The sequence below is a fragment of the Anaerotruncus colihominis genome, assembly GCF_010206195.1.
In the GTDB taxonomy this organism is placed as follows: Bacteria; Bacillota; Clostridia; order Oscillospirales; family Ruminococcaceae; genus Anaerotruncus; species Anaerotruncus colihominis_A.
Genome location: NZ_VIQT01000019.1, coordinates 103,629 through 124,518 on the forward strand (window position 1 = coordinate 103,629; position 20,890 = coordinate 124,518).

At 55.6% G+C, this 20,890-nt stretch carries 19 protein-coding genes; 6 read left to right on the forward strand and 13 right to left on the reverse strand.

The window, feature by feature from the left end; translation table 11 throughout:
• Positions 1–3: 3 nt before the first annotated feature.
• Complete coding sequence (locus tag FMM72_RS13440; RefSeq protein WP_162221708.1) at positions 4–1,767, reverse strand: hypothetical protein; 1,764 nt, start codon at positions 1,765–1,767, stop codon at positions 4–6.
• 222 nt (positions 1,768–1,989) lie between these two features.
• On the opposite strand from FMM72_RS13440, the gene FMM72_RS13445 reads away from it, so the two are divergent.
• On the forward strand, positions 1,990–2,196 hold the full coding sequence (locus FMM72_RS13445; RefSeq protein WP_180322931.1) for a GNAT family N-acetyltransferase: 207 nt from the start codon (positions 1,990–1,992) through the stop codon (positions 2,194–2,196).
• Between the two features lie 98 nt (positions 2,197–2,294).
• Here FMM72_RS13445 and FMM72_RS13450 read toward each other — a convergent pair whose 3' ends face one another.
• From FMM72_RS13450 to FMM72_RS13465, 4 genes are all read right to left on the reverse strand, one after another.
• Complete coding sequence (locus FMM72_RS13450; protein WP_162221709.1) at positions 2,295–2,462, reverse strand: FeoB-associated Cys-rich membrane protein; 168 nt, start codon at positions 2,460–2,462, stop codon at positions 2,295–2,297.
• Between the two features lie 23 nt (positions 2,463–2,485).
• Positions 2,486–4,645, reverse strand: a complete 2,160-nt coding sequence (gene feoB / locus FMM72_RS13455) for a ferrous iron transport protein B (RefSeq protein WP_162221710.1) — start codon at positions 4,643–4,645, stop codon at positions 2,486–2,488.
• 105 nt (positions 4,646–4,750) lie between these two features.
• On the reverse strand, positions 4,751–4,972 hold the full coding sequence (locus FMM72_RS13460) for a FeoA family protein (RefSeq protein ID WP_160208789.1): 222 nt from the start codon (positions 4,970–4,972) through the stop codon (positions 4,751–4,753).
• Between the two features lie 11 nt (positions 4,973–4,983).
• Positions 4,984–5,193: a FeoA family protein gene (locus tag FMM72_RS13465; RefSeq protein WP_160208788.1), complete on the reverse strand. Its 210-nt coding sequence runs from the start codon at positions 5,191–5,193 to the stop codon at positions 4,984–4,986.
• A 338-nt stretch (positions 5,194–5,531) separates the two neighbouring features.
• Between FMM72_RS13465 and FMM72_RS16990 the strand changes: the two genes are divergently transcribed.
• Positions 5,532–5,756, forward strand: coding sequence for a hypothetical protein (locus tag FMM72_RS16990; protein WP_180322932.1), 225 nt, complete (start codon positions 5,532–5,534; stop codon positions 5,754–5,756).
• Positions 5,757–5,871: 115 nt separating this feature from the next.
• Here the strand turns inward: FMM72_RS16990 and FMM72_RS13475 are convergent, their stop codons facing one another.
• Both FMM72_RS13475 and FMM72_RS13480 read right to left on the reverse strand, forming a co-directional pair.
• A complete protein-coding gene (locus FMM72_RS13475) occupies positions 5,872–6,975 on the reverse strand; it encodes an HD-GYP domain-containing protein (RefSeq protein ID WP_160208787.1) in 1,104 nt (367 codons plus the stop codon).
• Positions 6,968–10,186 carry a response regulator gene (locus FMM72_RS13480; RefSeq protein ID WP_162221711.1) on the reverse strand — a complete coding sequence of 1,073 codons (3,219 nt, stop codon included), beginning with the start codon at positions 10,184–10,186 and terminating at the stop codon, positions 6,968–6,970. The genes FMM72_RS13475 and FMM72_RS13480 overlap by 8 nt, the downstream gene beginning before the upstream one ends.
• 201 nt (positions 10,187–10,387) lie before the next feature.
• Between FMM72_RS13480 and FMM72_RS13485 the strand changes: the two genes are divergently transcribed.
• The 3 genes from FMM72_RS13485 (at position 10,388) to trxA (ending at position 13,614) form a co-directional block, all read left to right on the forward strand.
• Positions 10,388–10,966 carry a TetR/AcrR family transcriptional regulator gene (locus FMM72_RS13485; RefSeq protein ID WP_162221712.1) on the forward strand — a complete coding sequence of 193 codons (579 nt, stop codon included), beginning with the start codon at positions 10,388–10,390 and terminating at the stop codon, positions 10,964–10,966.
• A 184-nt stretch (positions 10,967–11,150) separates the two neighbouring features.
• A complete protein-coding gene (locus tag FMM72_RS13490; RefSeq protein ID WP_162221713.1) occupies positions 11,151–12,818 on the forward strand; it encodes an FAD-dependent oxidoreductase in 1,668 nt (555 codons plus the stop codon).
• A 484-nt stretch (positions 12,819–13,302) separates the two neighbouring features.
• Complete coding sequence (gene trxA / locus FMM72_RS13495; RefSeq protein WP_160210996.1) at positions 13,303–13,614, forward strand: thioredoxin; 312 nt, start codon at positions 13,303–13,305, stop codon at positions 13,612–13,614.
• A 127-nt stretch (positions 13,615–13,741) separates the two neighbouring features.
• Here trxA and FMM72_RS13500 read toward each other — a convergent pair whose 3' ends face one another.
• From FMM72_RS13500 to FMM72_RS13515, 4 genes are all read right to left on the reverse strand, one after another.
• A complete protein-coding gene (locus FMM72_RS13500) occupies positions 13,742–14,437 on the reverse strand; it encodes a Crp/Fnr family transcriptional regulator (protein ID WP_162221714.1) in 696 nt (231 codons plus the stop codon).
• Positions 14,438–14,586: 149 nt separating this feature from the next.
• A complete protein-coding gene (locus FMM72_RS13505; protein ID WP_160210998.1) occupies positions 14,587–15,222 on the reverse strand; it encodes a hypothetical protein in 636 nt (211 codons plus the stop codon).
• Positions 15,219–15,725 (reverse strand): flavodoxin family protein, encoded by a 507-nt coding sequence (locus FMM72_RS13510; RefSeq protein ID WP_162221715.1) that lies wholly within the window; start codon positions 15,723–15,725, stop codon positions 15,219–15,221. The genes FMM72_RS13505 and FMM72_RS13510 overlap by 4 nt, the downstream gene beginning before the upstream one ends.
• Before the next feature lie 97 nt (positions 15,726–15,822).
• Positions 15,823–16,971 carry an aldo/keto reductase gene (locus FMM72_RS13515; RefSeq protein ID WP_162221716.1) on the reverse strand — a complete coding sequence of 383 codons (1,149 nt, stop codon included), beginning with the start codon at positions 16,969–16,971 and terminating at the stop codon, positions 15,823–15,825.
• A 201-nt stretch (positions 16,972–17,172) separates the two neighbouring features.
• On the opposite strand from FMM72_RS13515, the gene FMM72_RS13520 reads away from it, so the two are divergent.
• Positions 17,173–17,919 carry a hypothetical protein gene (locus FMM72_RS13520; protein WP_160211001.1) on the forward strand — a complete coding sequence of 249 codons (747 nt, stop codon included), beginning with the start codon at positions 17,173–17,175 and terminating at the stop codon, positions 17,917–17,919.
• Between the two features lie 51 nt (positions 17,920–17,970).
• Here the strand turns inward: FMM72_RS13520 and FMM72_RS13525 are convergent, their stop codons facing one another.
• Entirely contained in the window at positions 17,971–19,992 is a 2,022-nt protein-coding gene (locus FMM72_RS13525; protein WP_162221717.1) for a methyl-accepting chemotaxis protein, read from the reverse strand.
• A gap of 225 nt (positions 19,993–20,217) precedes the next feature.
• On the reverse strand, positions 20,218–20,808 hold the full coding sequence (locus FMM72_RS13530) for a hypothetical protein (protein ID WP_162221718.1): 591 nt from the start codon (positions 20,806–20,808) through the stop codon (positions 20,218–20,220).
• Between the last annotated feature and the right edge of the window lie 82 nt (positions 20,809–20,890).

The window sequence follows — 20,890 nt, forward strand, 5'->3', positions numbered from 1 at the left end:
TTTTTACTCCTCTCCATCCATTCGCCAACCAACAGGCGTCCATCCCGACTCATCCGCAGCGAAAGTCATCACGCCCTTTGAAACGGCCTGCGCGTGCTGCGCGTCGGCATACACCGTCATGGGCAGGCTGGCCGCACCGCCAGTGAAAGTCAGTTCGCCATAATCGCACCAGCGCGCAGCATAGGCGTCCGGCGTGCCAATGAACGCGCCCCCGTCTGAACCGTCGCTGTTCACGGCGGTTTCACTGTAATAACGGCTGTCGTGCAGCGCCGCCTCCCGGCCCGGGAAACGTCCGGCGATCCGCTCCCAGGGAACATGCGTCTCACCGAGCGTCGTATACATGCCGTCCGCCTCCGCATAAAAAAGCGCATAAAGCTGGTCGCCCGTCAGGCTGCCGGGACCGTCCCAGTCCGCAAGCGTCAGCCCCGCGTCGACGGCCGCCCGCGCAATCCGTTCCGGATCGCGCGCCGCCGCTGATACATCGTCGTCAAGAAATTCGCACGCCGTCATAATAAACGATTTCCCGGCGCGCTCCAGACGGTAACGGTAACGGCGCAGACGCGTCCTCGCATAGGTCTGTTCATCCTCGCCATAGCGCGAATCGGCAAAATCAAATTCATTGAAATAGCCGACGGTCGCCTCGACCGTCTCCCCTGACGCGCTGTAATCAAGCAGTACGCAATCAGGGTATGGCGTCCCCATGTGCGGCGGCGTATAGACGCCGGCGTATTCATGGTAGCGCCAGGGGCTTAATCCCGCACCGCTGTGAACCAGAGGCACGCTGTCCCCAAACAGCCTTTTGGCGGTAATTTCAACATGGTCCTGCAAAAAGCATGTACTGTCGCCGACCAGGCCGGTCAGCGGTTCCAGCGAGGGATAGGTTGGGACACCTTCATAAGTTTCGTCGCCGTACATGCCCCAATTGACCGGCGGCGTGTTGAGCACCGCCGCCCGGACAAGAAAACGGTTCGGCGCTTTTGCGGCCGTATCAAACGGCTCTGTGGGGATATTGAGATTTGTAACGTCCGCGATAAAATCAAGCGCGCGGCCGCGCTCCTCATCACCGGCAATATCCCATCGGTCGCGCGGCGTCCCATGTTCGCCGAACGCCTGCATCTCATAAACGCGCGTCTGTTCAACCAGCTTATCATAGGAGATCTCTGCGCGCAGCGCGGCGATCTCTTTGCGCGTCAGCGCAGGCAGCACGAACGGCGGCGGGGTGTAGCTGTCCGCAAAGCCCTGTTCGGCCACCGGCGCGCCATCCTCCTCAAACGACACCTCATCAATCCCGGCGCAACTCTCCAAAAGTGTCCGCGCCGCTGTATCAAGCCAGCGCCGCCGCTCTGTTTGGGCCGTCTGTGCGTCCAGGTTCGACCGAACCGCCGCCACGGCGCGCGCGCCCTCCTGCTCAAGCGACAATACCGTAAAGGCGGGCAGCGTATCATTCCCGCCCACGATTGTATCAAGCAGCGCGGCCGTCATTCCGTCCGGCGCCTCGCGCTCCAGCGGCGTATAAACATAATCATCCTCATCCGGTCCTGTCGCCACAAAGCGGCAGAGCGTCGCCATGCCGGGCGTTTTAAGAGCCAGCCCCATAGCAGCCTGCCCTTCCTGCTGCGCAGGGCCGCCAGCGGCTGAAAGCGGCGGCGGAGCGGCTGTGTCCGACGGCGGCGGCTGCGGCTTGTCCGCACTGCGCGGGGCGCAGCCTGCCAATATCAACAGGGCCGCGAATGCGGCGGCTGCAATTGCTGCTTTAAAATGCACCATATGCAATCTCCTCTCCGGCCGTGCGCACCGCACGGCTTGCGGTTTATATCCTCCGTGGTATCATAACCGCACGATGCTTATTTTACTATACCGCGCGGCAATTTACAAGCGCGGCACGACCGCTTTTATGCCATGCCGTGGGGGCGTTTTTTATTTCATTCGCTGTTATTTTCTGATATACTCAAAAGAATGGCGTTTGACGCGGCTTTCAGGGGCATGGGATTGACGGAATCCGTATTTTGCCTGATTGAAGATTTGTGCCGTTCGCGGGGCGTCAAAGGTATTCGGGCCGATACGGATTTTTCCAACGAACGTATGCAGCATATTCTCGAGAAAAACGGATTTTTAAAATGTGGAACGATCGTTTTCCAGGGGGACGACAGGCTGGCATATGAAAAAACTGTTTCCGGTTCATTAGGGGCTGTTTAAAAAATCCGGCAATTCCTCCATTTTCAAACAAGCCTAAAAAGAAACCGGCAAAAAACAACCGCGGGCAGCAATAGCTGTCCGCGGTTGTTTTTTTATTGTCAGAATTTTTTGGCGTGATCCGCGCTGTCCTCACTGCGGCCGCAGCGGCAGCCGCTTTTACAGCCGGAGCAGCCGACGCACTGGCCGTTTTTGGCCTTCCGCCAAGTGTAACGAGCAGCAAAGAACATTGCTGCGGCAATCATGCCGCCAATCATCCAGTTTACCATAGAAAGGCGCCTCCTTTGCCAGTTTACGCACGCGCGCCGACAGTAGCCGGACGCTTGGACATTCCGGCGGGTTTATAGCTGCGGAACAAAAGCCACATCAGCGCGGCTACAAGCGCAATCGCAATCACCTGGCCGATCCCAAAGGGAACGCCGTAGAAAATCGTGCCGCCGAGCTGATTGATGATGAAGGCCATCACATAGGCCATACCCGTCATATAGCCAATGGCGAACCATGTCCATTTGGCGCTGTTCATCTCGCGGCGGATCGCGCCGATGGCGGCAAAGCAAGGAGCACAGGTCAGGTTAAAGACCATAAACGCGAGCGCACTCGCATGTGTGGCAAACAATGTGGGCAGGGCGGCCAACAGGGCCGGATCGTCCTCGCCTGCTTCGCCCAGCCCGAACAGGACGCCGAAGGTACCGACGACATTCTCCTTAGCCACAAGGCCGGAGACGCTCGCGACAGCCGCCTGCCAGTTTCCAAAGCCAAGCGGGGCGAAGATCGGAGCGAGCACATTGCCAATAGCGGCCAGCATGCTCATGTTCTCGTCATCGACCATCCCAAATCCATCGGGGCCAAAGCCGAAGTTCTGGAGGAACCAGATTACGCCGCAAGCCACAAAGATGACCGTACCGGCTTTGATGATAAACGCCTTGCCGCGCTCCCACATATGGATCAGCACGCCCTTTGGCGCCGGGAAATGGTACTGCGGCAGCTCCATGACGAACGGAGCCGGGTCGCCGGCGAACATCCTTGTTTTCTTGAGGATGATGCCGGAGATAATGACCATAAAGATACCAAAGAAATAGGTGGCCGGAGCCATCCAGGTGGCATTGGGGAACATCGCACCAGCGATCAGGGCAATGATGGGCAGCTTTGCCCCGCAGGGGATAAAGGTCGTCGTCATGATTGTCATGCGGCGGTCCTTTTCATTTTCGATGGTACGCGTCGCCATGACGCCCGGCACGCCGCAGCCCGAGGAAATCAGCATCGGAATGAAGCTCTTGCCGGAGAGCCCGAAGCGGCGGAAAATGCGATCCATAATGAACGCGACGCGCGCCATATAGCCGCAGTCCTCCAGGATGGACAAAAAGAAGAACAGGATAAACATCTGTGGAACGAAGCCGAGCACCGCGCCCACGCCGCCGATGACGCCGTCGACGATCAGCCCCTCCAGCCAGGCGGCCGCGCCGATGCTCCCGAGCGCGCCTGCCACAGCCGGCTGAATCGTTTCAGCGAACAGCGTGTCGTTCGTCCAGTCTGTAGCAATGGTCCCAAGCCAGGAAACCGACACAAAATAAACAATATACATGACCACCGCGAAAATCGGCAGCGCCAGGATGCGGTTTGTCACAATCTGATCGATCTTATCCGACGATGTCATGCCGGATTTCTTTTTATGTACACAGCTTTGCATCAATGTGCCGATATACTGATAGCGTTCGTTTGTAATGATACTTTCGCTGTCGTCGTCAAACTGTTTTTCACAGCCGGTTATGATCCGCTCAAGATGCTCCTTTGTATCGGCGGCGAACGAAAAGCGTTCCATCGCCTTTCCATCCCGCTCAAACAGCTTGACGCTGTACCAGCGCAGGCTTTCAGCCGGAACAGCATCGCTGATCAGAGCCGCGATTTCGGAAAGGGCCTGCTCAACGCGCTGGTCGAACGTGTGCTGCGGCGTGGTTTTTACACCGGACTGCGCCATCTTGACCGCGCGGTCTGCCAGCGCCTTCAAGCCTTCGCCTTTGACGGCCGACGTTTCAACAATCTCACAGCCAAGCTGTTCGGAAAGCTTTTTCGTATCGATGCGGTCGCCGTTTTTCCTGACGATATCCATCATATTCAACGCGATCAGCACAGGGATGCCCATCTCGGTGAGCTGCGTTGTCAGATACAGATTGCGCTCGATATTTGACGCGTCGACCAGGTCGATGACGACATCCGGCCGCTCGTCCATGATATAGTTGCGCGTGACGACTTCCTCAAGCGTATAGGGCGACAGGCTGTAAATGCCGGGCAGATCCGTGATGATGACATCTCTCTGTCCGCGCAGCTTGCCCTCTTTCTTTTCTACAGTGACGCCGGGCCAATTGCCGACATACTGCGACGAGCCTGTCAGATCGTTGAACATTGTGGTTTTGCCGCAGTTTGGATTGCCTGCGAGCGCGATCTTGATTGACATTCCTGATTACCTCCTCTGCGGGTTCTCCCGCTGGCCGCCATGCGGCCTTTGAAGTCGGGCGGCCGGCTGACCGGCCCTCGGCTGTTTACAGATTCCAAACAAAACCTAATCGACAAGAATATTCTCCGCGTCGCCCCGGCGCAGCGACAGCTCATAGCCGCGCACCGTCACCTCAACCGGATCGCCCAGAGGCGCCACTTTTCGTACAAAAACAGACGCGCCCTTTGTGATGCCCATATCCATGATCCGGCGCTTGAGCGCGCCCTCTCCGCCAAGCTTTGTGACTGTGACCGTCTCGCCGCATTTGGCTTCCTTGAGTGTTCTCATGCTGTACCCCCTCATACCATAATCCTGTTGGCCATACTTTTACTGAGCGCAACGCGCGTATCCTTCACATTGACGATCAGGTTGCCCCCCATCTCCGATACAACGGTAACAGAGCCGCCCTCCACAAAGCCGAGGCTTTCCAGAAAGCGGCGGGTTTCATCCTTCCCACGGACCGCGCGGATCGTAGTCGCTTCGCCCGAACGGGCCATCGTAAGCGGCATGATTTTAACCCCCTCCAAAGTTAGAATTCGCTAACCATTGCGCTGTAAAAACAGGTTAGAAACAGCTAACCTGTTGACGCCTGTTAGTTTACCACTGCTAACCAATTTTGTCAATGGGATTGGCCCTCTTTTTTTGAGTTTGACAAAAAAAGTTTGTTAAAAATATGAGATTCAAACTTTTTGCTTGTCCGCATCTTGACAAATGAAGGTTTGGATGATACGATTGGCAGAAAGTTAGTTATCACTAACTTATAGATCCAGCATCGCCTCGGACGCCGTTTATTTGGCTGGCCAAGCGCATAAACCAACGGCGATCAAACAGAAAGGCAGGCGTTCCTATGAACGGTTCTTTGGAGCATACGCTGGCGTTTCATTGCGCGCCTGCGCTTGCTGGAATCAAGCCGTCCAACCTGATCTGCTGTGATCCCTTGTGTTATCCCTCGCTTGACCAGGAACTGCTTTTAGAGCCTGCTCAGCCTCTCAACGCGTATGGATTGGCGAGTGGTTTTTGCCCTGCAAGGCAAAAAACCGCAGCCATCCTGACGGGCGGCAAGAATTTTTAACACAGTCGGGGCGGAAAATACGCCGTCAAGCCATGCGCGGGGAGAAGCTGAACAGGCTCTTAAATCTGACTTTAAAACACCCGGAAGGCCAGGCCCTCCAGGTGTTTTTCACTGTTTAAGTATTCTGTACAATGTGTCCCAGACACGCCTTCATCTGGTCCTCAACACTCAAAAAGATCTCCACAAGCGCGGGATCGAACCGGGTGCCCGCGTTGCGCCGGATGGAAATAACGGCGTCCTCATGCGTATATTCAAACTTATAGGCGCGGCGTGCCGTAATGATGTCATAGTTATCCACAATGGCCATCATACGCGCCGACAGCGGGATCGCTTCGCCCTCCAGACCATCCGGCGCGCCTTTCCCGTTCCACCATTCATGGTGATGCGTAACCATTTCCAGCGTGTATGTCAGGTAAAGGTTGTTCGGATGAGCCTCCATAAACACCTGGAGCGAATCGCGCCCGGCATCCACATGCTTTGTATAAAATTCAGATTCCTCCGCCACAGGCTCCTGCGGAATATTTGCCCCGCGCGTGCGCGCGAGCTCTACATTTCGATATTTCTCCAAATCGCTGTCAGTAAGCGCCAGCAATCCCATATCATGCAGGCCCGCGCAGCGCGAGAGCGCGTCGATATCGCCCGCCGAAAGGTCGCCCTGGCTGGCCGCCACCGCGGTTGCCAGGATGCGCATATATCGGGAAACGCGCTTGGAATGCCAGGAAAGCTGCGGGCAGCGGCGGCTGTTGAGATACGCCATCGCATTGATCAGCGTATCAAACAGATTCATAAGCTCGCTGAGCTTTTCCTCTGTGAGTAAGTCCATCTGCTCAATCAGGCGTGTCTGCTGTTCACATTCCGACAGATGGTGGCGCACACGCGAAAGCAGCGTGCTTGCGATATAAGGTTTGGAAATATAGTCCTTGACGCCGCTGGAAAAACCCTCCGCCTCATTGCTGTAAGTGTCTTCGCCGCTCACGAACAGAACCGGAATATTGCACAGCTTTGGGTCCTCCTTGAGTTTTTCAAGCACCTCATAACCGCTTACCACCGGCATATTGATGTCGAGCAGAATCAGATCCGGCGGCTCGGCTCCGGCTGCCAGCAGGCGCAGCGCCTCATAGCCCGAACGAACCGGAATCGTTGTATATTCGCTCTCCAGAATCGCTCGCGCCATACTCAGGCTGGTGATATCGTCGTCAACAATCATGATTTTAGACATGGTTTTCCTCCTTCAAAAGCTGATCGATCTGATCGACGGCCTGGATATAGTCAAATTGCCCAAGCAGTGCGCGCACAGCTTTGACTGCGGAGCGCGTCCGCTCATCGAAATCCTCCGCCAACAGCTCATCCGCAAGCTGCTCCGCGCGGTTGATTTCCGCACGTTCGCACGCCTGGCGCAGGGCTTCCAACTGTTTGCGGATTTCTTCCGTGCTCCTTTGTTCCGCCGGTTTCCCTGATACATCCTGCGTATTGTTCTCTTCAAGCCATTTGCGCGCCTCGGTAATCAACGCGCGCAAATGCGCCAAAAATGACGGCAATGCGCTCTCGATATAAGCTTTGTCACCCTCCTTGCCCGCCTGCTCCAGGCGCGCGGCTTCATCAGCGGCAAGCGCGCCGCCAATTGAACGGCAGGCGCTTTTGAGTGCGTGCACCGAAATTGTAAAGTCCTTTAGATTGTCGGCCGCCAGCTTCTCAAGCCCATCCGCGCGCTGTACAGAGTCTATGCAGAACGCCTCCAGCACATGTATGTAAACCGACTGTTTGCCGCCCATTGCATCCAGACCTGCGCACGTATCAAGCAGGATAGGCGTATCGATCTGCGGGTTCGCAGATCGTGCAGGCTTGCCGCCTGACTCAGGCGGCGCGTCGGCAATTTGCGGATCATGCAGCTTGCTGCCGACCCACTTCTTCAGCACTAAGTCGAGCCTCGAAAGATTAATCGGCTTAGCTAAAAAGTCATCAAACCCATTTTCAAAGAACATCTTGCGCGCCACACTGGTGACGTTGGCCGTGAGCGCAACAATTGGTACTTTCTGGTAATCAGGCAGCACACGCAGCAGCTGTGCCGTCTCTACACCGTCCATTTCAGGCATCATGTGGTCAAGCAGCACCAGATCGTAACGCTTCTTCTCCGCCATCCTGATCGCCTCCGGGCCGCTCCCGGCCAGATCGACTGTCATCTCGTACGGCTCCAACAGCCCGACGGCCACCTGAAGATTGACGGGGCTGTCGTCGACAACCAGCACGTCAGCCCCCTCCATAGTCTCGGGCTTCCATATATGTTCACTGGATCCATCGTTGTCCGTTCCGAACAGGGCGCGTATAATCCTGTCGTTCAGCAAAGGCAGGCGGATACAATCGTCACCGTCAAGCATCTCGACATATTCAGCCGGCTCAAGTATCTGTATGAAGCGGATGTGCGCGCACCCATCCATCGCGCGCAGGGCGCGAATCTCAGCCGCAGGCGCCATCACATGGGTATACGCCTTTGTTTGTATCAAGGCCAAGGCGTCCACGGAGGAGCTGCAAAGCGTGTAATCGATGCCAAGACGTGGGAAGTAAAATTCAATCGATTTGCTGACGCACCTGATTTCTCCACAGATCAGCACATTGGCATGCATGCCCTCGGGTATATGGGAGTATGGATGGTCGTTCAAAACCTTTTGCAGGAATGTGACTGTGAACACGGACCCCTTGCCGTATTCGCTTTTGACCGTGATATCGCCGCCCATCATACGGGCCATCTCACGTCCGATCGTGAGGCCAAGCCCCGTGCCAACCAGGGCGCGGTTAGCTTTCGAATCCACCTGCTGGTACTGTTCGAAAATCTTTTCGAGATTTTCCGCCTTTATGCCGCTGCCGGTGTCCTCCACAGAAACGATCATGCGCACCATATCCCCGTCTGCGTCCTCCCAGCGCCAGTACAGGCGGACATAACCCGACCGGGTGAACTTTTCAGCATTGCTCAGAAGATTCAACAGGATCTGCTGGATACGCTGATGGTCGCCCGACAGATTGGCCGGCGTGCCAGGCTCAATATCCATCAGCAGGCACACTGGTTTTTGTGAAAAGCGAACGCCGATGATATGCGAGACCATTTTCACCAGAGACGGTAATGTGTAGTCCGTCTCAATCAATTCGAACATGCCCGACTCAATCTTTGAAAAGTCAAGGATTTCGTTGACAATTGATAAAAGCCCCTGTCCCGCGCTATGTATGACGTTGACATCGGCGCGCAGGTTGTCTGACAGTTTCTTGCGCATGAGGATTTCGCTCATACCGATTACCGCATTGATGGGCGTGCGGATTTCATGGCTCATATTCGCTAAAAATGTGCTCTTTAGGCGGTTTGCTTCAACCTCGGCGCGCCGCATACGGTCCAGCAGCTGGATGCGGCGCATATTCTCGGTCATATCGTACACCACATAGATCGTGCCGATCACTTCACCATACGCGTCGTATACATTTGTTACTGTGATGTCGCAGGGCTTTTTATTGAAGCAGCAAGCTGAGTTGAACCGTGTCATCTGTACAGGCGAACCGCATTCCGCCTTACCCGAACCGTCATCGGGCACACGCACAAACAGCTCCTCCGGGCGCCGGCCTATCAGTGCGTCGGCCGACGAATCAAAAAAAAGGGGCGTGCATTTATTGGCCAGCGCAAGCCGGCATTCATTGTCAAAAATCAGGATCGGCGTTTTGGTTGATGAATAGATGTATTCCGCGAAATTATGCATATTGATTTGGATTGTATTGTAGCGTTGGACCATGATAAATGTGATCAGAAGCAGCAGCAAGTTCAAAAGGCCCCCGACCGGAATCGACGGCATCCCGACAAACAGGCTGCCGTATTCCAGCGCTAGGCCCAGAAAGCACACGAAAACGTACAGGCACAACCAGCCTGCCTGTTCGCGCACACGCCGCTTTTCGCCCTCAGCCTTGACCCATTGATACAACGAGTACAGAAACACCAGGCCGATGATCGTATAATAAGCGATCAGCAGGATCGTCGCCCCACCAGCCGCGGGCACACAAAAATTAACCCCGCCCCAATCCCAATGCACCAGCATCAGATTTTTGTCACGCGCCACAATCCCAAACAGCATGGCGGCAAGCGTGATCATATAAATTTCAAATCGCTGAAGCGGACAATACCTCCGCCCGCTGATCTCTTCCATCAATTTAAACAGCAACGGAAAAATAAACAGCGAGCCAATCAGCACAAGCCGGTAGAAGCTGCGTGTATAACCCAGATTTTGCGAGATGAACATACCTGCATATCCGATGTTCCAGAGCATAGATAGGATACACATGGCTAAAAAATAATAGTGCCCCCGTTTTTTGGGAGACGGCTCCATATAGATGAGCGCGATGCAGGTGATCGGAATGGTCGTGGTGATACAAAATCCCATTGAAAAAAATAAATCCATGCAAAATTCCTCGCAAAATTCCTCTCTAAAATCTTACTTTTATCATATCATATTGACAGATAAGTGCAACTACTTTTCTAGTGTTTTTTACCAAAAACAATGGATCCTTATGTGTGGCGCACCCATTCATTGAATCAAATTCATTGACAAGGTTTCCAATTTATGTTATACTTCCTGCATCATTGGATGGGGGGAGCTTTCATGGGACGTACTGTCAAACAGCCGGAGGTCCGCCGGCAGGAGATCCTGAAGGCTGCGCTGGATCTGTTCTGCGAAAAGGGCTATGAGGGCGCTTCCATAGCCGACCTGGCGCGGCGCCTCGGCATCTCACAGGGACTGTGCTATCGCTATTTTCCCTCCAAACGGGCCTTGCTCGACTGTGCCGTCGACCAGTACGCCCAGCAGCAGGTGCGCATGCTCTCCCCTGTTCTGTGCGACGCGGCAAAATCGCTGCGGCAGCGGATGCTTGATATGCCCACGCCCGGGCATTACGAAACAGGCGGTTTTTACGACGCGTTCCACAGTGAAAGCGGGCGCCGTATGCATCAGATCTTATCCGTGCGCGTGTGCGAGCTGCTCACGCCCCTTGTGCAAAAGCAGTTGGAGCACGCAATCAAAGCGGGCGAAATCGTTTCAAACGACCCTGAGTCCGACGCTTCATTTCTGATCTGGGGTCAGCTTGGTCTGCTGACTCGATTTGACCTGCCTGGCAGGGAGCGTTTCCGCCGTGTGCAAAGATGGGTCATTGCATGGCTCGATGCAGCCGCCCCTGCTCGCTGAGCCTTTATTCGGACGCCGCCTGGCGGCGTTTTTTTTCTCAGGTTACTGAATATGATTCATTTATTGGAAGGAAATTTGGGATAACCGCGTTTTTAGGCGTCCCGACTGTGACGCGGTCACTGAACGGCATACGGATCGCCAGTATACTGAATCTAACAGATCATACAGCCGGAGGGGATTTTTAATGGGTAAAAAGGTATTGATTGTGGGCGGCGTGGCCGGAGGCGCCAGCGCGGCGGCGCGCCTGCGCAGGCTCGATGAAAACGCCGAGATCATTTTGTTTGAACGCGGCGAATATATCTCGTATGCAAACTGCGGCCTGCCCTACCATGTGGGAGGCGCTATTCCAAAGCGCGAGGCGCTGCTTTTGCAGACGCCGCAGGTGATGCGCTCCCGGTTTCATATTGACGTACGCGTCTGTTCGGAGGTCGTCTCCATCGATCGCGAGGCTCGGACAGTCACGGTCGAAAACCGTGTTACGGGCGAGCGTTACACAGAAAACTATGATACACTGATCCTCTCAACCGGATCATCGCCGCTGCGGCCGCCCATCCCAGGCATTGACAGCGACCGCATCCGCACACTGTGGACCGTACCCGACACCGACGAAATCAAAGCCTTTATCGCAAAGCGCGGCGTCAAATCGGCGGCTGTTGTGGGCGGCGGCTTCATTGGGCTGGAGATGGCGGAAAACCTGCGCCAGCTTGGTCTTTCGGTGACAATCATCGAGATGCTCGATCAGGTGATGGCCCCTCTCGATTATGAGATGGCGCTTATGCTGCACAAGCACCTGGAACAGCAGGGCGTTTCGCTCTGTCTGGGCGACGGCGTGGATGCTTTCGAGCACGCGAACGAAACCGTCACAGTCCGTCTGAAAAGCGGCCGCGCCGTCACGGCCGATCTGGTCATCCTTTCCATCGGCGTGCGCCCGAACAGCAAGCTTGCCAAAGACGCGGGACTTGAGCTGAACGCGCGCGGCGGCATCGTCACCGACCGTTTTCTTCGCACCAGTGATCCCGCGATCTACGCGGTGGGCGATGCGATCGAGGTTGAGGACTTCATCAGCGGTGAACGCACGATGATTCCCCTGGCCGGTCCGGCCAACAAGCAGGGCCGTATTGCCGCCGACAACATTGCGGGCGCACAGCAGAGCTATGACGGCACGCAGGGGACTTCCGTGGCCAAAATCTTTGAACTTACGGCTGCCAGTACTGGCGCGAACGAAAAGACGCTGATCCGGCGCGGGATGAAAAAAGGCAGCGATTATGAGAGCATCCTGATCGTGCAGAATTCACATGCCGCTTATTATCCCGGCGCTGCTCCGCTCGTTTTAAAGCTGCTGTTCTCCATGGACGGCAAACGGCTGTTCGGCGCGCAGATTGTCGGAACCGACGGCGCCGACAAGCGCATCGACGTGCTTGCGGCGGCCATCCGTCTCGGCGCGGGCGTTTCGGACCTGACAAAGCTTGAGCTGGCCTATGCGCCGCCGTACTCCTCCGCGAAGGACCCGGTCAACATGGCGGGTTATGTGGCGGAAAATCTATTAACAGGCAAGGTGGCGTTCTCCTCCTGGGACGCGCTCGACCAAAAAAACGGCGCGGTTGCGCTCGATGTGCGCGAGGACATGGAACGTCAGGCGTTCGCGCTGCCGGGCTCGGTTCACATCCCGCTTGGGCAGCTCCGTGAACGCATCGGCGAGCTTGACCCTGCGCGCCGTTATGTCGTACTGTGCGCCGTCGGCGTGCGCGCTTACAACGCGGCGCGTATCCTCTCAGCCCATGGATTTAAAAACGTCCTCGTCTATCCCGGCGGCACGCACTTTTACCGCTCCACTCACTTCCCGCTTTTTTGAAACTTACCTTTTTTGAAAAAAAGGTAAGCCAAAAAACTTTCCGGCCTTTTTGAAAAAAGGCCTCAGCGAAAAACTTAGTTCGGCTGCGCCGCGAATAGTGGGGCAGGTTCCAGTATTTTTACAGGCGGCGCCCCAATCCCAGGGCAGGCGCAGTTAAACGATCTTCCTTCGGACGTGTTGGCGTGCGCCCGATACGATCGCGCCAGGCAGAGGTGGGGATAACATAAGGGGAGGGGTCGCTCGACCCTCCCCTTGTGAGGCGCGCTGAGGGGCGCTGCCGCGGCTTGTCCGCGCCCGGCGCTATAGCGCCGGAAAGCCCCGAATAGCCGGCCGGGCAAGCGCAGCGCCCGGCGGTGAGTGACCCGCGCACGGGTCACGCGCGCCCCCCGGCGGTGAGCAATCCGCGCACGGATTGCGCGCGCCCCCGGCGGACTCCCGCCGTGTAACTCCAATATGTTTTTAATATGAAAGGAACGATTCGATTATGGCAACTATTACCATAACTTCCGATAACTTTGAAGCCGAGGTCCTCAACGCGGACCGCCCGGTCCTCGTGGATTTCTGGGCGCCATGGTGCGGTCCGTGCCGCATGGTATCCCCCATTCTTGATACAATTGCCGAGGAAACGCCGTCGATCAAGATATGCAAGGTGAACGTCGACGAGCAGCCGGAACTAGCGCAGACCTTCAAGGTCATGAGTATCCCGACGCTTGCAGCCTTCCGGGACGGCGAACTGACCGGCACGTCGGTCGGCGTGCGCTCAAAGGCGCAGATTTTACAGATGCTCGGCGTATAATGGACGTTGATATGGGATAAAACGCGGGTGGGCGCGGCCAATGGCCGCGCCCACGAAGGAAACCGCTGCTGACTTCGGCGGCGAGCCGGTCGTAATGTCTATAGCGGCAGCATCACCGAAAACATGTTCATATGGCTTCCTCCCCCGAAAACGCCAGCGCGCGCAGCTTTTTGCGGTCGAGCAGACGGATGCTGCCGCGCGAAAGCGAGACGATCCCCTCCGCGACAAAATATCTGAGCATACGTGTTACAACCTCGCGGGCGCTGCCCATATAGCGTGCCGCCTGCTCGTGCGTCAGGCGGATGACGTCGCCGCCCTCTTTGGAAAATTCATCCCACAAAAGGATCGCCAGCCGTTGATCCATACGCATGAACAAAAGCTGCTGCATCGCCCACATCACGTCGGAAAAACGTTCCGCCGCCAGCTTATATGAAAAACATTCCGCATAAATGCTGCGCTCACAAAGCGCCGAAAAGTACGGCGCGCCAGTCAAAAGTACATCCGTGTCCTCTTCAGCGTCAATGTGCACCTCAAATGTGATCGCCGAAAGCACACACGACGCGGACAAGATACAGATTTCCCCTGCTCCCAATCGGTAGAGCGTGATCTCCCGCCCCTCCTGCGAGAGCATATATGCGCGCAACCGCCCACGCATGACAATCAGCACGCCGATACACTCGGCGCCCGCTCCATGCAGGCGCGCGCCTTTTTCATAATGGACCGGCGCCGTATGCTCCACCAGACCGGCCTGTTCGCACGCGTTCAGCCGTTCCCACACTGGAAACGACCGCGCTAAATACCTGCGAATCTCCTCCTGTTCCATTGACAACGCCTCCCCATATATTCCATCTGTATGGTCCGCCCTCAACAGGGCGGGCGCTTTTCTCTTATTGTGGCGCATCCAGGGCTGGAAATCAAGCCCTTTTTAAACGAACCGGCCCGGGCATATTGCCCGGGCCGATTGTGCCGTTCCTATTCGGGCCTGTGGAATAAGTCGCGCGCCGACAGATTGTTGGTGCGCGCCAAACGCCTCCAATGCGCCTGTGCTGCCAGACGGTATGCAAAGCGCGGAAAATTGATTGACAAAAACCGGTCTTCCCCTGACGCGCTGTTTTTAACGCACGCGGCCAATCCGTCCAAACCTTCCCCCAACGCTTTCTTGGGGCCGCGCCCGGGCGGAACGCTTGCAAGCTCCAGCATCATTGGCCCGGCGCCGATGCCAAGGCCCATACCGCGCGAAAGCCCGGCCCGCAACCGCCAATGCTCCATCATCTCCAGCGCGCAGGCAGTCTGCCGCCCTTCGTAAAATCCGCAGTTGACCAGCATATAAACGCGCCTGTCTGGGCGCGGACGCTGCAAAAGCAGCGGCTCCAGCGCCTGCAAATGACGCAGCAGATGCGCCGGCAGGCCGTCTACATAAAGCGGGAAGGCAAATACCAAGGCGTCAAAATCCGTAAGCGTCTCTAAAATCTGCGGATCCGGTTTTTCGATCCCGAGCCTGAACTCCATACATGAACAGCCCTCCAGTCTTGGACGCAGCGCATTGAGCAGCATCCCAGAGGTGCTGCCCGTCCGTTTGGGGCTGGCGTTGATCAGTGCTGCTTTCATTTTGCCGGCGCCTCCTTTATATCATCGGGAGCATCGACAAAGCAGACCTGGTTTAACCTGCAATAGAAGTTAACAGCCATAGCCTGAACAAATTTGCGTGCTGTCGCGCGCTGGGCTTCCGTCAGGTCGGTTCCATAAAACCAAACCGTCAAATCCATCCTGTTTTCATAGCGCGCCTGATGATGCATTTCACCATTTTTAAAGACAAAATAAGGATGCACATAGCTGATGCTGCGATCGATCACTGTCTTTACAAACGGGCTGAACCCGCCATAAACGCACTGGCTGACAATAAACAGCCTGTCGCAGCGTGAAAGCCGCGCGCCCATATCCGCACAGCTGTCCTGGATTACACAGGTCCCGGGTGTTTTGATCCAGCAGCCGAAGCAGCCGGCGCACGGACGCGCAGACCCATCGTCTGCGATGACCTGCGCTCCCGCAAATGCTCCAGTGGCCAGAGCCTTTGCCGCCGGTCCCTTCACATCATGAATCAGCAGATCCACTTCATTTCCCCTTTCATTGATATATATACCGCATCATTGATATATATACCGCATAAACGCCGGTATAACGGCCCGCATGCGGCATTGAACAGCCAGATTATTTCCCAAATAACTTGGCGGCGCTTTTCATATTCTCTATAATTGGCACGCCAAACGGACAACGCTTTTCACACGCGCCGCACGCCACGCAGGCCGATGCGCGCTGTGGCAGCGCTGCGTAGTGTTCGCGCACCGTCTCCGGTATGCCGCCCTGCGCCTTGCAGAGATTTAGAAATTTTGTGACCGACGCAACGTCGATCCCCTTGGGGCAGGGCGCGCAGTGCCCGCAATACATGCAGTGCCCCTGCCAGCTGATCTTTGGGAACGTGGCAAGCGCGGCGGCATAGTCTCGCCGCTCCTGTGGAGCGTCCGAATAGGAAAGGCAATCGCGCAGTTCGTCCAGGGTGCGCGCCCCGGCTATCACCGAGGCGACGGCCGGCCGTGTCAGCGCGTAGTTCATACACTGGTACGGCGTCAGAGCGCGCCCGGCTGGGGAAAGCGTCTCATCGAGCAGATCGCCGCCTCCAAACGCTTTCATCACAGTAATCCCCACGCCCATCCGCTGACACGCTTCATAAAGCGCCTCGCGTTCCGGGTCCATATTGACCAGCGGTTTCTCATAGCTCTGTTCAGCCCACAACAGCTCCAGATCCTCGTTGGCGGGCTGCAAATCATAGCACGGATTGACGCTGAACATCAGCACCTCGGTCAACCCGCTTTCAACAGCCTTGCGGGCAACGGCGGGGTTGTGGCTGGAAAGCCCGATATGTTCAATCACACCGTCCGCCTTAAGCTGCTGCGCATAACGCATGACCGGACCGTTGTACACTTCATCCCAGTCGGCCATTGAATCAACATAATGGATCATACCAATTTCCACGGATGAAAGCTCCATGCGCGTCAATAAATCTACAAAGCCAGCTTTCACCTCACCGATTTCACGGGTGCGCTTATATTGACCATCCTTCCAGATCGTACAAAGATGGGCCTGTAAAATAAACCTGTCGCGCCGGCCGCGCAACGCCTGTCCAAGGCTTGTGCGCATCTCTGGGTTCGGGGTATACAGGTCGATGCAGTTGCAGCCGCGCTCCTCCATAAGGCCGATCATCGCCGAAACCTCCCCGGGCGTTTTCTCAAGGAAGCCCTCGCAGCCCATACCGACTTCGCCGACAAGCAGTCCGGTATTTCCCAATCGCCGTTTGTTCAAAGTACATCTTCCTTTCCGTCCTTCTGTTGCAAACAATCCCTGGAAGGATGCTTTGCATTGTCTTTATCATAATACGAAACAGGGGAAAAGTAAATCGGATCAGTTCTTATATTATGCGCGGCATCCCATGTCATCGAGCCAAAATATCCGGGCGCATTTGAGCAGCTTGTCGATCTGTCCGCCTGCTGGGATGAACATGTGTTGTTCGAATCGCGTGAATCAATTATGGCGCTTTCGACGCGAATCAGCCGCTGCCACGAGCATTGCTGCCGCTTTTTGGGTGCGGCCGGCAGCCTTACCGGCGATACATACCGCATTGCGCTTGACGCCACCTCCGTCTCCAAGGTGGCGAAGGCGGCGCGCCGTCTGGCGCTTGGAGCCTTCAAAGGCGGGCCAGAGGGGCGCGGCCGTGAATCAGTGCGCTTCCTTTCCTGTGTGACCAACAAAGGCGTTTTGATGTTTGAGGATACGGCCCGCGCGCTATGCGACCGTCTCTATCTGATCGACGACGTATACGGGGCAGCCTCGCGGCTTATGTTAAACGCGCTGCGCAGTCATGCTCTTGAAATGGGCTGGGATGTCATCACCTGCTACTGCCCGCTGTTCCCGTTCGAAAAGATCGATCACCTGTTTATCCCCGCGCTCAAAATCGGCTTTATAACCTCAAACGATTTCCACAAGCCACAGATCGAACCGTATAAGATTATCCGTGCGCGCCGCTTTACTGATGCCGAACAGCTGCGTGCGCACCGCAAGCGTATTGCTTTCAACCGCAAGGCGGCGGCGCAGATGATCGAACAGGCCGGCAAGCTGCTGGCCGAAGCCAAGCGTCTGCACGATCAGTTAGAGCAGTATTACCAGTCTGCGATGGACTTTGAAAAGGCCGGCGGCGTTTGCCGCGTATTACTGCAAAAATACGAGCATATCCTGTCCTGCTACGGCCTGTGAATTACAGAAAAGAGGCTGGCGTCCCTGCGACGCCAGCCTCTTTTTAACCGGTTAATATTTTGAATCCGTAAATGCAAAGCTGTCAGGCTCCGCCGCTAATTTGTCCGGTGGTGCTTGGACGGCGGCGCCGCGCAGCCGGAACTGACTGACCAGCGATCTGACAACCCCCACCTGACTGGACAGCTCCTCGCTGGCTGCGGCACTCTGCTCGGAGGTCGCAGAGTTTGTCTGTACCACGGAGGATATCTGGTCGATGCCCAGGCTGACCTGTTCGATCGATTCGGATTGCTGGCGCGATGCCTCCGCGATCCGGTCGAGCATCTCCACGGAAGCGCTAACCCCTTCCATGGTACGCACCAATGATCCAGCCGTCTCGTCCACCAGCTTCATACCATTATGAACTGCTTGAAGCGAACGCTCAATCAGCGCTGCCGTGCTCTTGGACGCGTCGGCGCTTTTGCCGGCCAGGTTGCGTACTTCGTCCGCAACAACGGCAAAGCCCTTGCCGGCTGCGCCGGCGCGGGCCGCCTCGACAGCCGCGTTGAGCGCCAGAATATTCGTCTGGAACGCGATATCCTCAATAGTCTTGATAATCCTGCTGATCTCGTCCGATGTGCTGTTGATTTCATTCATCGCGGCAACCAGATCCTGCATTTTGACATTGCTCTGCTGCATGTCAGTTCCAGCGCGCTGCGCATTCTCGTTGGCGCTGTTTGCACTGTCGGCGTTTTGCTGCACATTATGCGAGATATCGGCAATGGTCGCGGCCAATTCCTGCACCGAGCTGGCCTGCTCGGTCGCGCCCTGGCTGAGCGACTGGGCGCTCGCAGCCACCTGGTCGGAACCACTGGCGACCTGGTCGACAGCTATGCTGATCTGGGCCAGCGTATCGTTGATGGAGGTGTTGATCTGCTTCATCGATTGCTGAATAGTGACAAAATCGCCCCTGTACTGACGCGTTATCTCCACTGTAAAATTGCCCTTGGCCATCTCGCCAAGATGCGTGGAGACATCGCGCACCACATCGGACAGCCGTGTAACCGTCACATCCAGGCCGTTCATCAGGCCGGCCGTTTCATCCCTGGAATAGATCTGTGGAACCGGCGTATGCAGGTCGCCCGCCGAGAGCAAATCCAGGCGCTCCATGCATGCCTTGATCGGATTGGCAACCGAACGTGCCAACCGCACAGCGATAAAGACTGCGACAATGATAACGGCCAGAACAATGAGAACCGTAATCATGATGCTCGTTTTGAGCGACGCCATAAATTCCGACTTGCTGGCCTCAATACCGATGCTCCAGCCCTGTTCACCTACGATTGGGGCATAGCCGAAGATTTTACTGTCTCCGTCAAATTTATATGTATCGAAGCCGGATTCGCCACGGATCATCCGCTCATGGATAGCCGCGATATCCGCAACACTTCTGTCGCTTTTGGCCTGGTCGATGATGTTGACGCCGTCGACGACATATGACGGATCGGGATGCCCGATCACATCGCCGTATTCGTCAAGGATGTATGCCTGTCCGCTTTCGCCGATATGCAGGCCGCTTACAATCTCCGTTAAAAACGACGCGTCCACCGCTCCATAAACAAGTCCGTCGAATTTTCCGTTTGTCAAAATTGGAGAAGCCATGAGAAAAACCACCTGGTTACCATCGCGGATTGGATTGGAAATAACCGGGGCTACGCGCTCCTTACACCATTTAAAATAATCCTGATCGCTCAAATTGCTCCCGGACATCGCGATCCCCTGCGCGTCGATCTTGCCAAGATGTATAAACCCGTTGCGCGAGGCGATTTGTTCCGACTGCTCGATCAGCGCCTTGTCGTTCGGCTTGGAGGTGTGGAAAACGTCCAGCGCCGCAGCCTCGGTCAGAGTAGCCCAGTATCCGTTCAGCTTTTCATTAATTGCTTCGCCCGCAATGTCCGCAGCCGGGCCGATCGTAGATTCCAGAATCGCATACGTTCCCCTGTAGTTTAAGATCGCAGAAACTACTCCAATGAGTATGGATCCAATCAATACGACCGGCAGCATGTTGACCAGAATTTTTGATTTGATGGACTTCATGTGTTTTCCCTCCCGCCCCTTCCTCCTATAACCGCAGCGGATGAAGAGCCTTTCTATATAGGAGAAAATTTCTCCCTTTCTATTACCATTATAAACATAATACAATTTAAATCAATACTCAGGCATCACAAAATGTACACATATTTGCAAATACCACGCGATATCAAGCGCAGCGGCGTTATACAATGCGATACCTGACAACGAAAAACGCCGCGCGCCGGCTTTTCACTTCTGCATCTTTTCAAACTCTTTATCAGAAAGCGTGACCGAAACGGAATGGAAATCTTCATCGCCGGTCAGATGGCTTTGAAACTGGACAAATCCCCGCTTCGCCTGAAGCATATAGGTTTTTTTGGACGCGTCCTTTTTCTCTTTCGCACCCCATTCCTGCGCGGCAAAATCAAACGACAGATCCTGTACGCTTACGCCGTTATACAGAGCTTCAACCTTTTCAGTCGCTGTCTTGGTAAACGTCACGGCCTGCAAAATCCCCGCTGAAGTGGAAAGCTTCGTCTCCGCAGTAATATCCGTGTTACCGCTCCACGGCACGCTGACAGTCACAAAAATCTGATCGCCCGCACCCCTGTCCAGACTATAATGAAACGAAATGTATTTATCCCCGTCCCGCGCGACATCCGGCATCTTCTCCAGGTGCGCCTCGTAGCCGCGGTCGACAAGATCCTGTACGGTTGTCTGTCCAAGGACGATGGTATAGCCATCCAGCGTGGCCTCCATCGGCATGTCCGCCCCGCCGCACGCCGCAAGTGCGATGAGCATCATCATTGCCGCCAACAGTGATAACCATTTTGTTTTCATGTGTTTTTTCTCCTTCATTCCGTTTCTCTGAAACAGCCCGCTGTTAAACAGCGGGCTGTTTCAGGGCCTTGACGGTTTCTAT

Excerpts from the sequence above, each read along its gene's own strand:
- FMM72_RS13440 (WP_162221708.1), bottom strand. The coding sequence starts at position 1,767 with ATGGTGCATTTTAAAGCAGCAATTGCAGCCGCCGCATTCGCGGCCCTG.
- FMM72_RS13450 (WP_162221709.1), bottom strand. The coding sequence starts at position 2,462 with ATGGTAAACTGGATGATTGGCGGCATGATTGCCGCAGCAATGTTCTTT.
- feoB (WP_162221710.1), bottom strand. The coding sequence starts at position 4,645 with ATGTCAATCAAGATCGCGCTCGCAGGCAATCCAAACTGCGGCAAAACC.
- FMM72_RS13460 (WP_160208789.1), bottom strand. The coding sequence starts at position 4,972 with ATGAGAACACTCAAGGAAGCCAAATGCGGCGAGACGGTCACAGTCACA.
- FMM72_RS13465 (WP_160208788.1), bottom strand. The coding sequence starts at position 5,193 with ATGCCGCTTACGATGGCCCGTTCGGGCGAAGCGACTACGATCCGCGCG.
- FMM72_RS16990 (WP_180322932.1), top strand. The coding sequence starts at position 5,532 with ATGAACGGTTCTTTGGAGCATACGCTGGCGTTTCATTGCGCGCCTGCG.
- FMM72_RS13475 (WP_160208787.1), bottom strand. The coding sequence starts at position 6,975 with ATGTCTAAAATCATGATTGTTGACGACGATATCACCAGCCTGAGTATG.
- FMM72_RS13480 (WP_162221711.1), bottom strand. The coding sequence starts at position 10,186 with ATGGATTTATTTTTTTCAATGGGATTTTGTATCACCACGACCATTCCG.
- FMM72_RS13485 (WP_162221712.1), top strand. The coding sequence starts at position 10,388 with ATGGGACGTACTGTCAAACAGCCGGAGGTCCGCCGGCAGGAGATCCTG.
- FMM72_RS13490 (WP_162221713.1), top strand. The coding sequence starts at position 11,151 with ATGGGTAAAAAGGTATTGATTGTGGGCGGCGTGGCCGGAGGCGCCAGC.
- trxA (WP_160210996.1), top strand. The coding sequence starts at position 13,303 with ATGGCAACTATTACCATAACTTCCGATAACTTTGAAGCCGAGGTCCTC.
- FMM72_RS13500 (WP_162221714.1), bottom strand. The coding sequence starts at position 14,437 with ATGGAACAGGAGGAGATTCGCAGGTATTTAGCGCGGTCGTTTCCAGTG.
- FMM72_RS13505 (WP_160210998.1), bottom strand. The coding sequence starts at position 15,222 with ATGAAAGCAGCACTGATCAACGCCAGCCCCAAACGGACGGGCAGCACC.
- FMM72_RS13525 (WP_162221717.1), bottom strand. The coding sequence starts at position 19,992 with ATGAAGTCCATCAAATCAAAAATTCTGGTCAACATGCTGCCGGTCGTA.
- FMM72_RS13530 (WP_162221718.1), bottom strand. The coding sequence starts at position 20,808 with ATGAAAACAAAATGGTTATCACTGTTGGCGGCAATGATGATGCTCATC.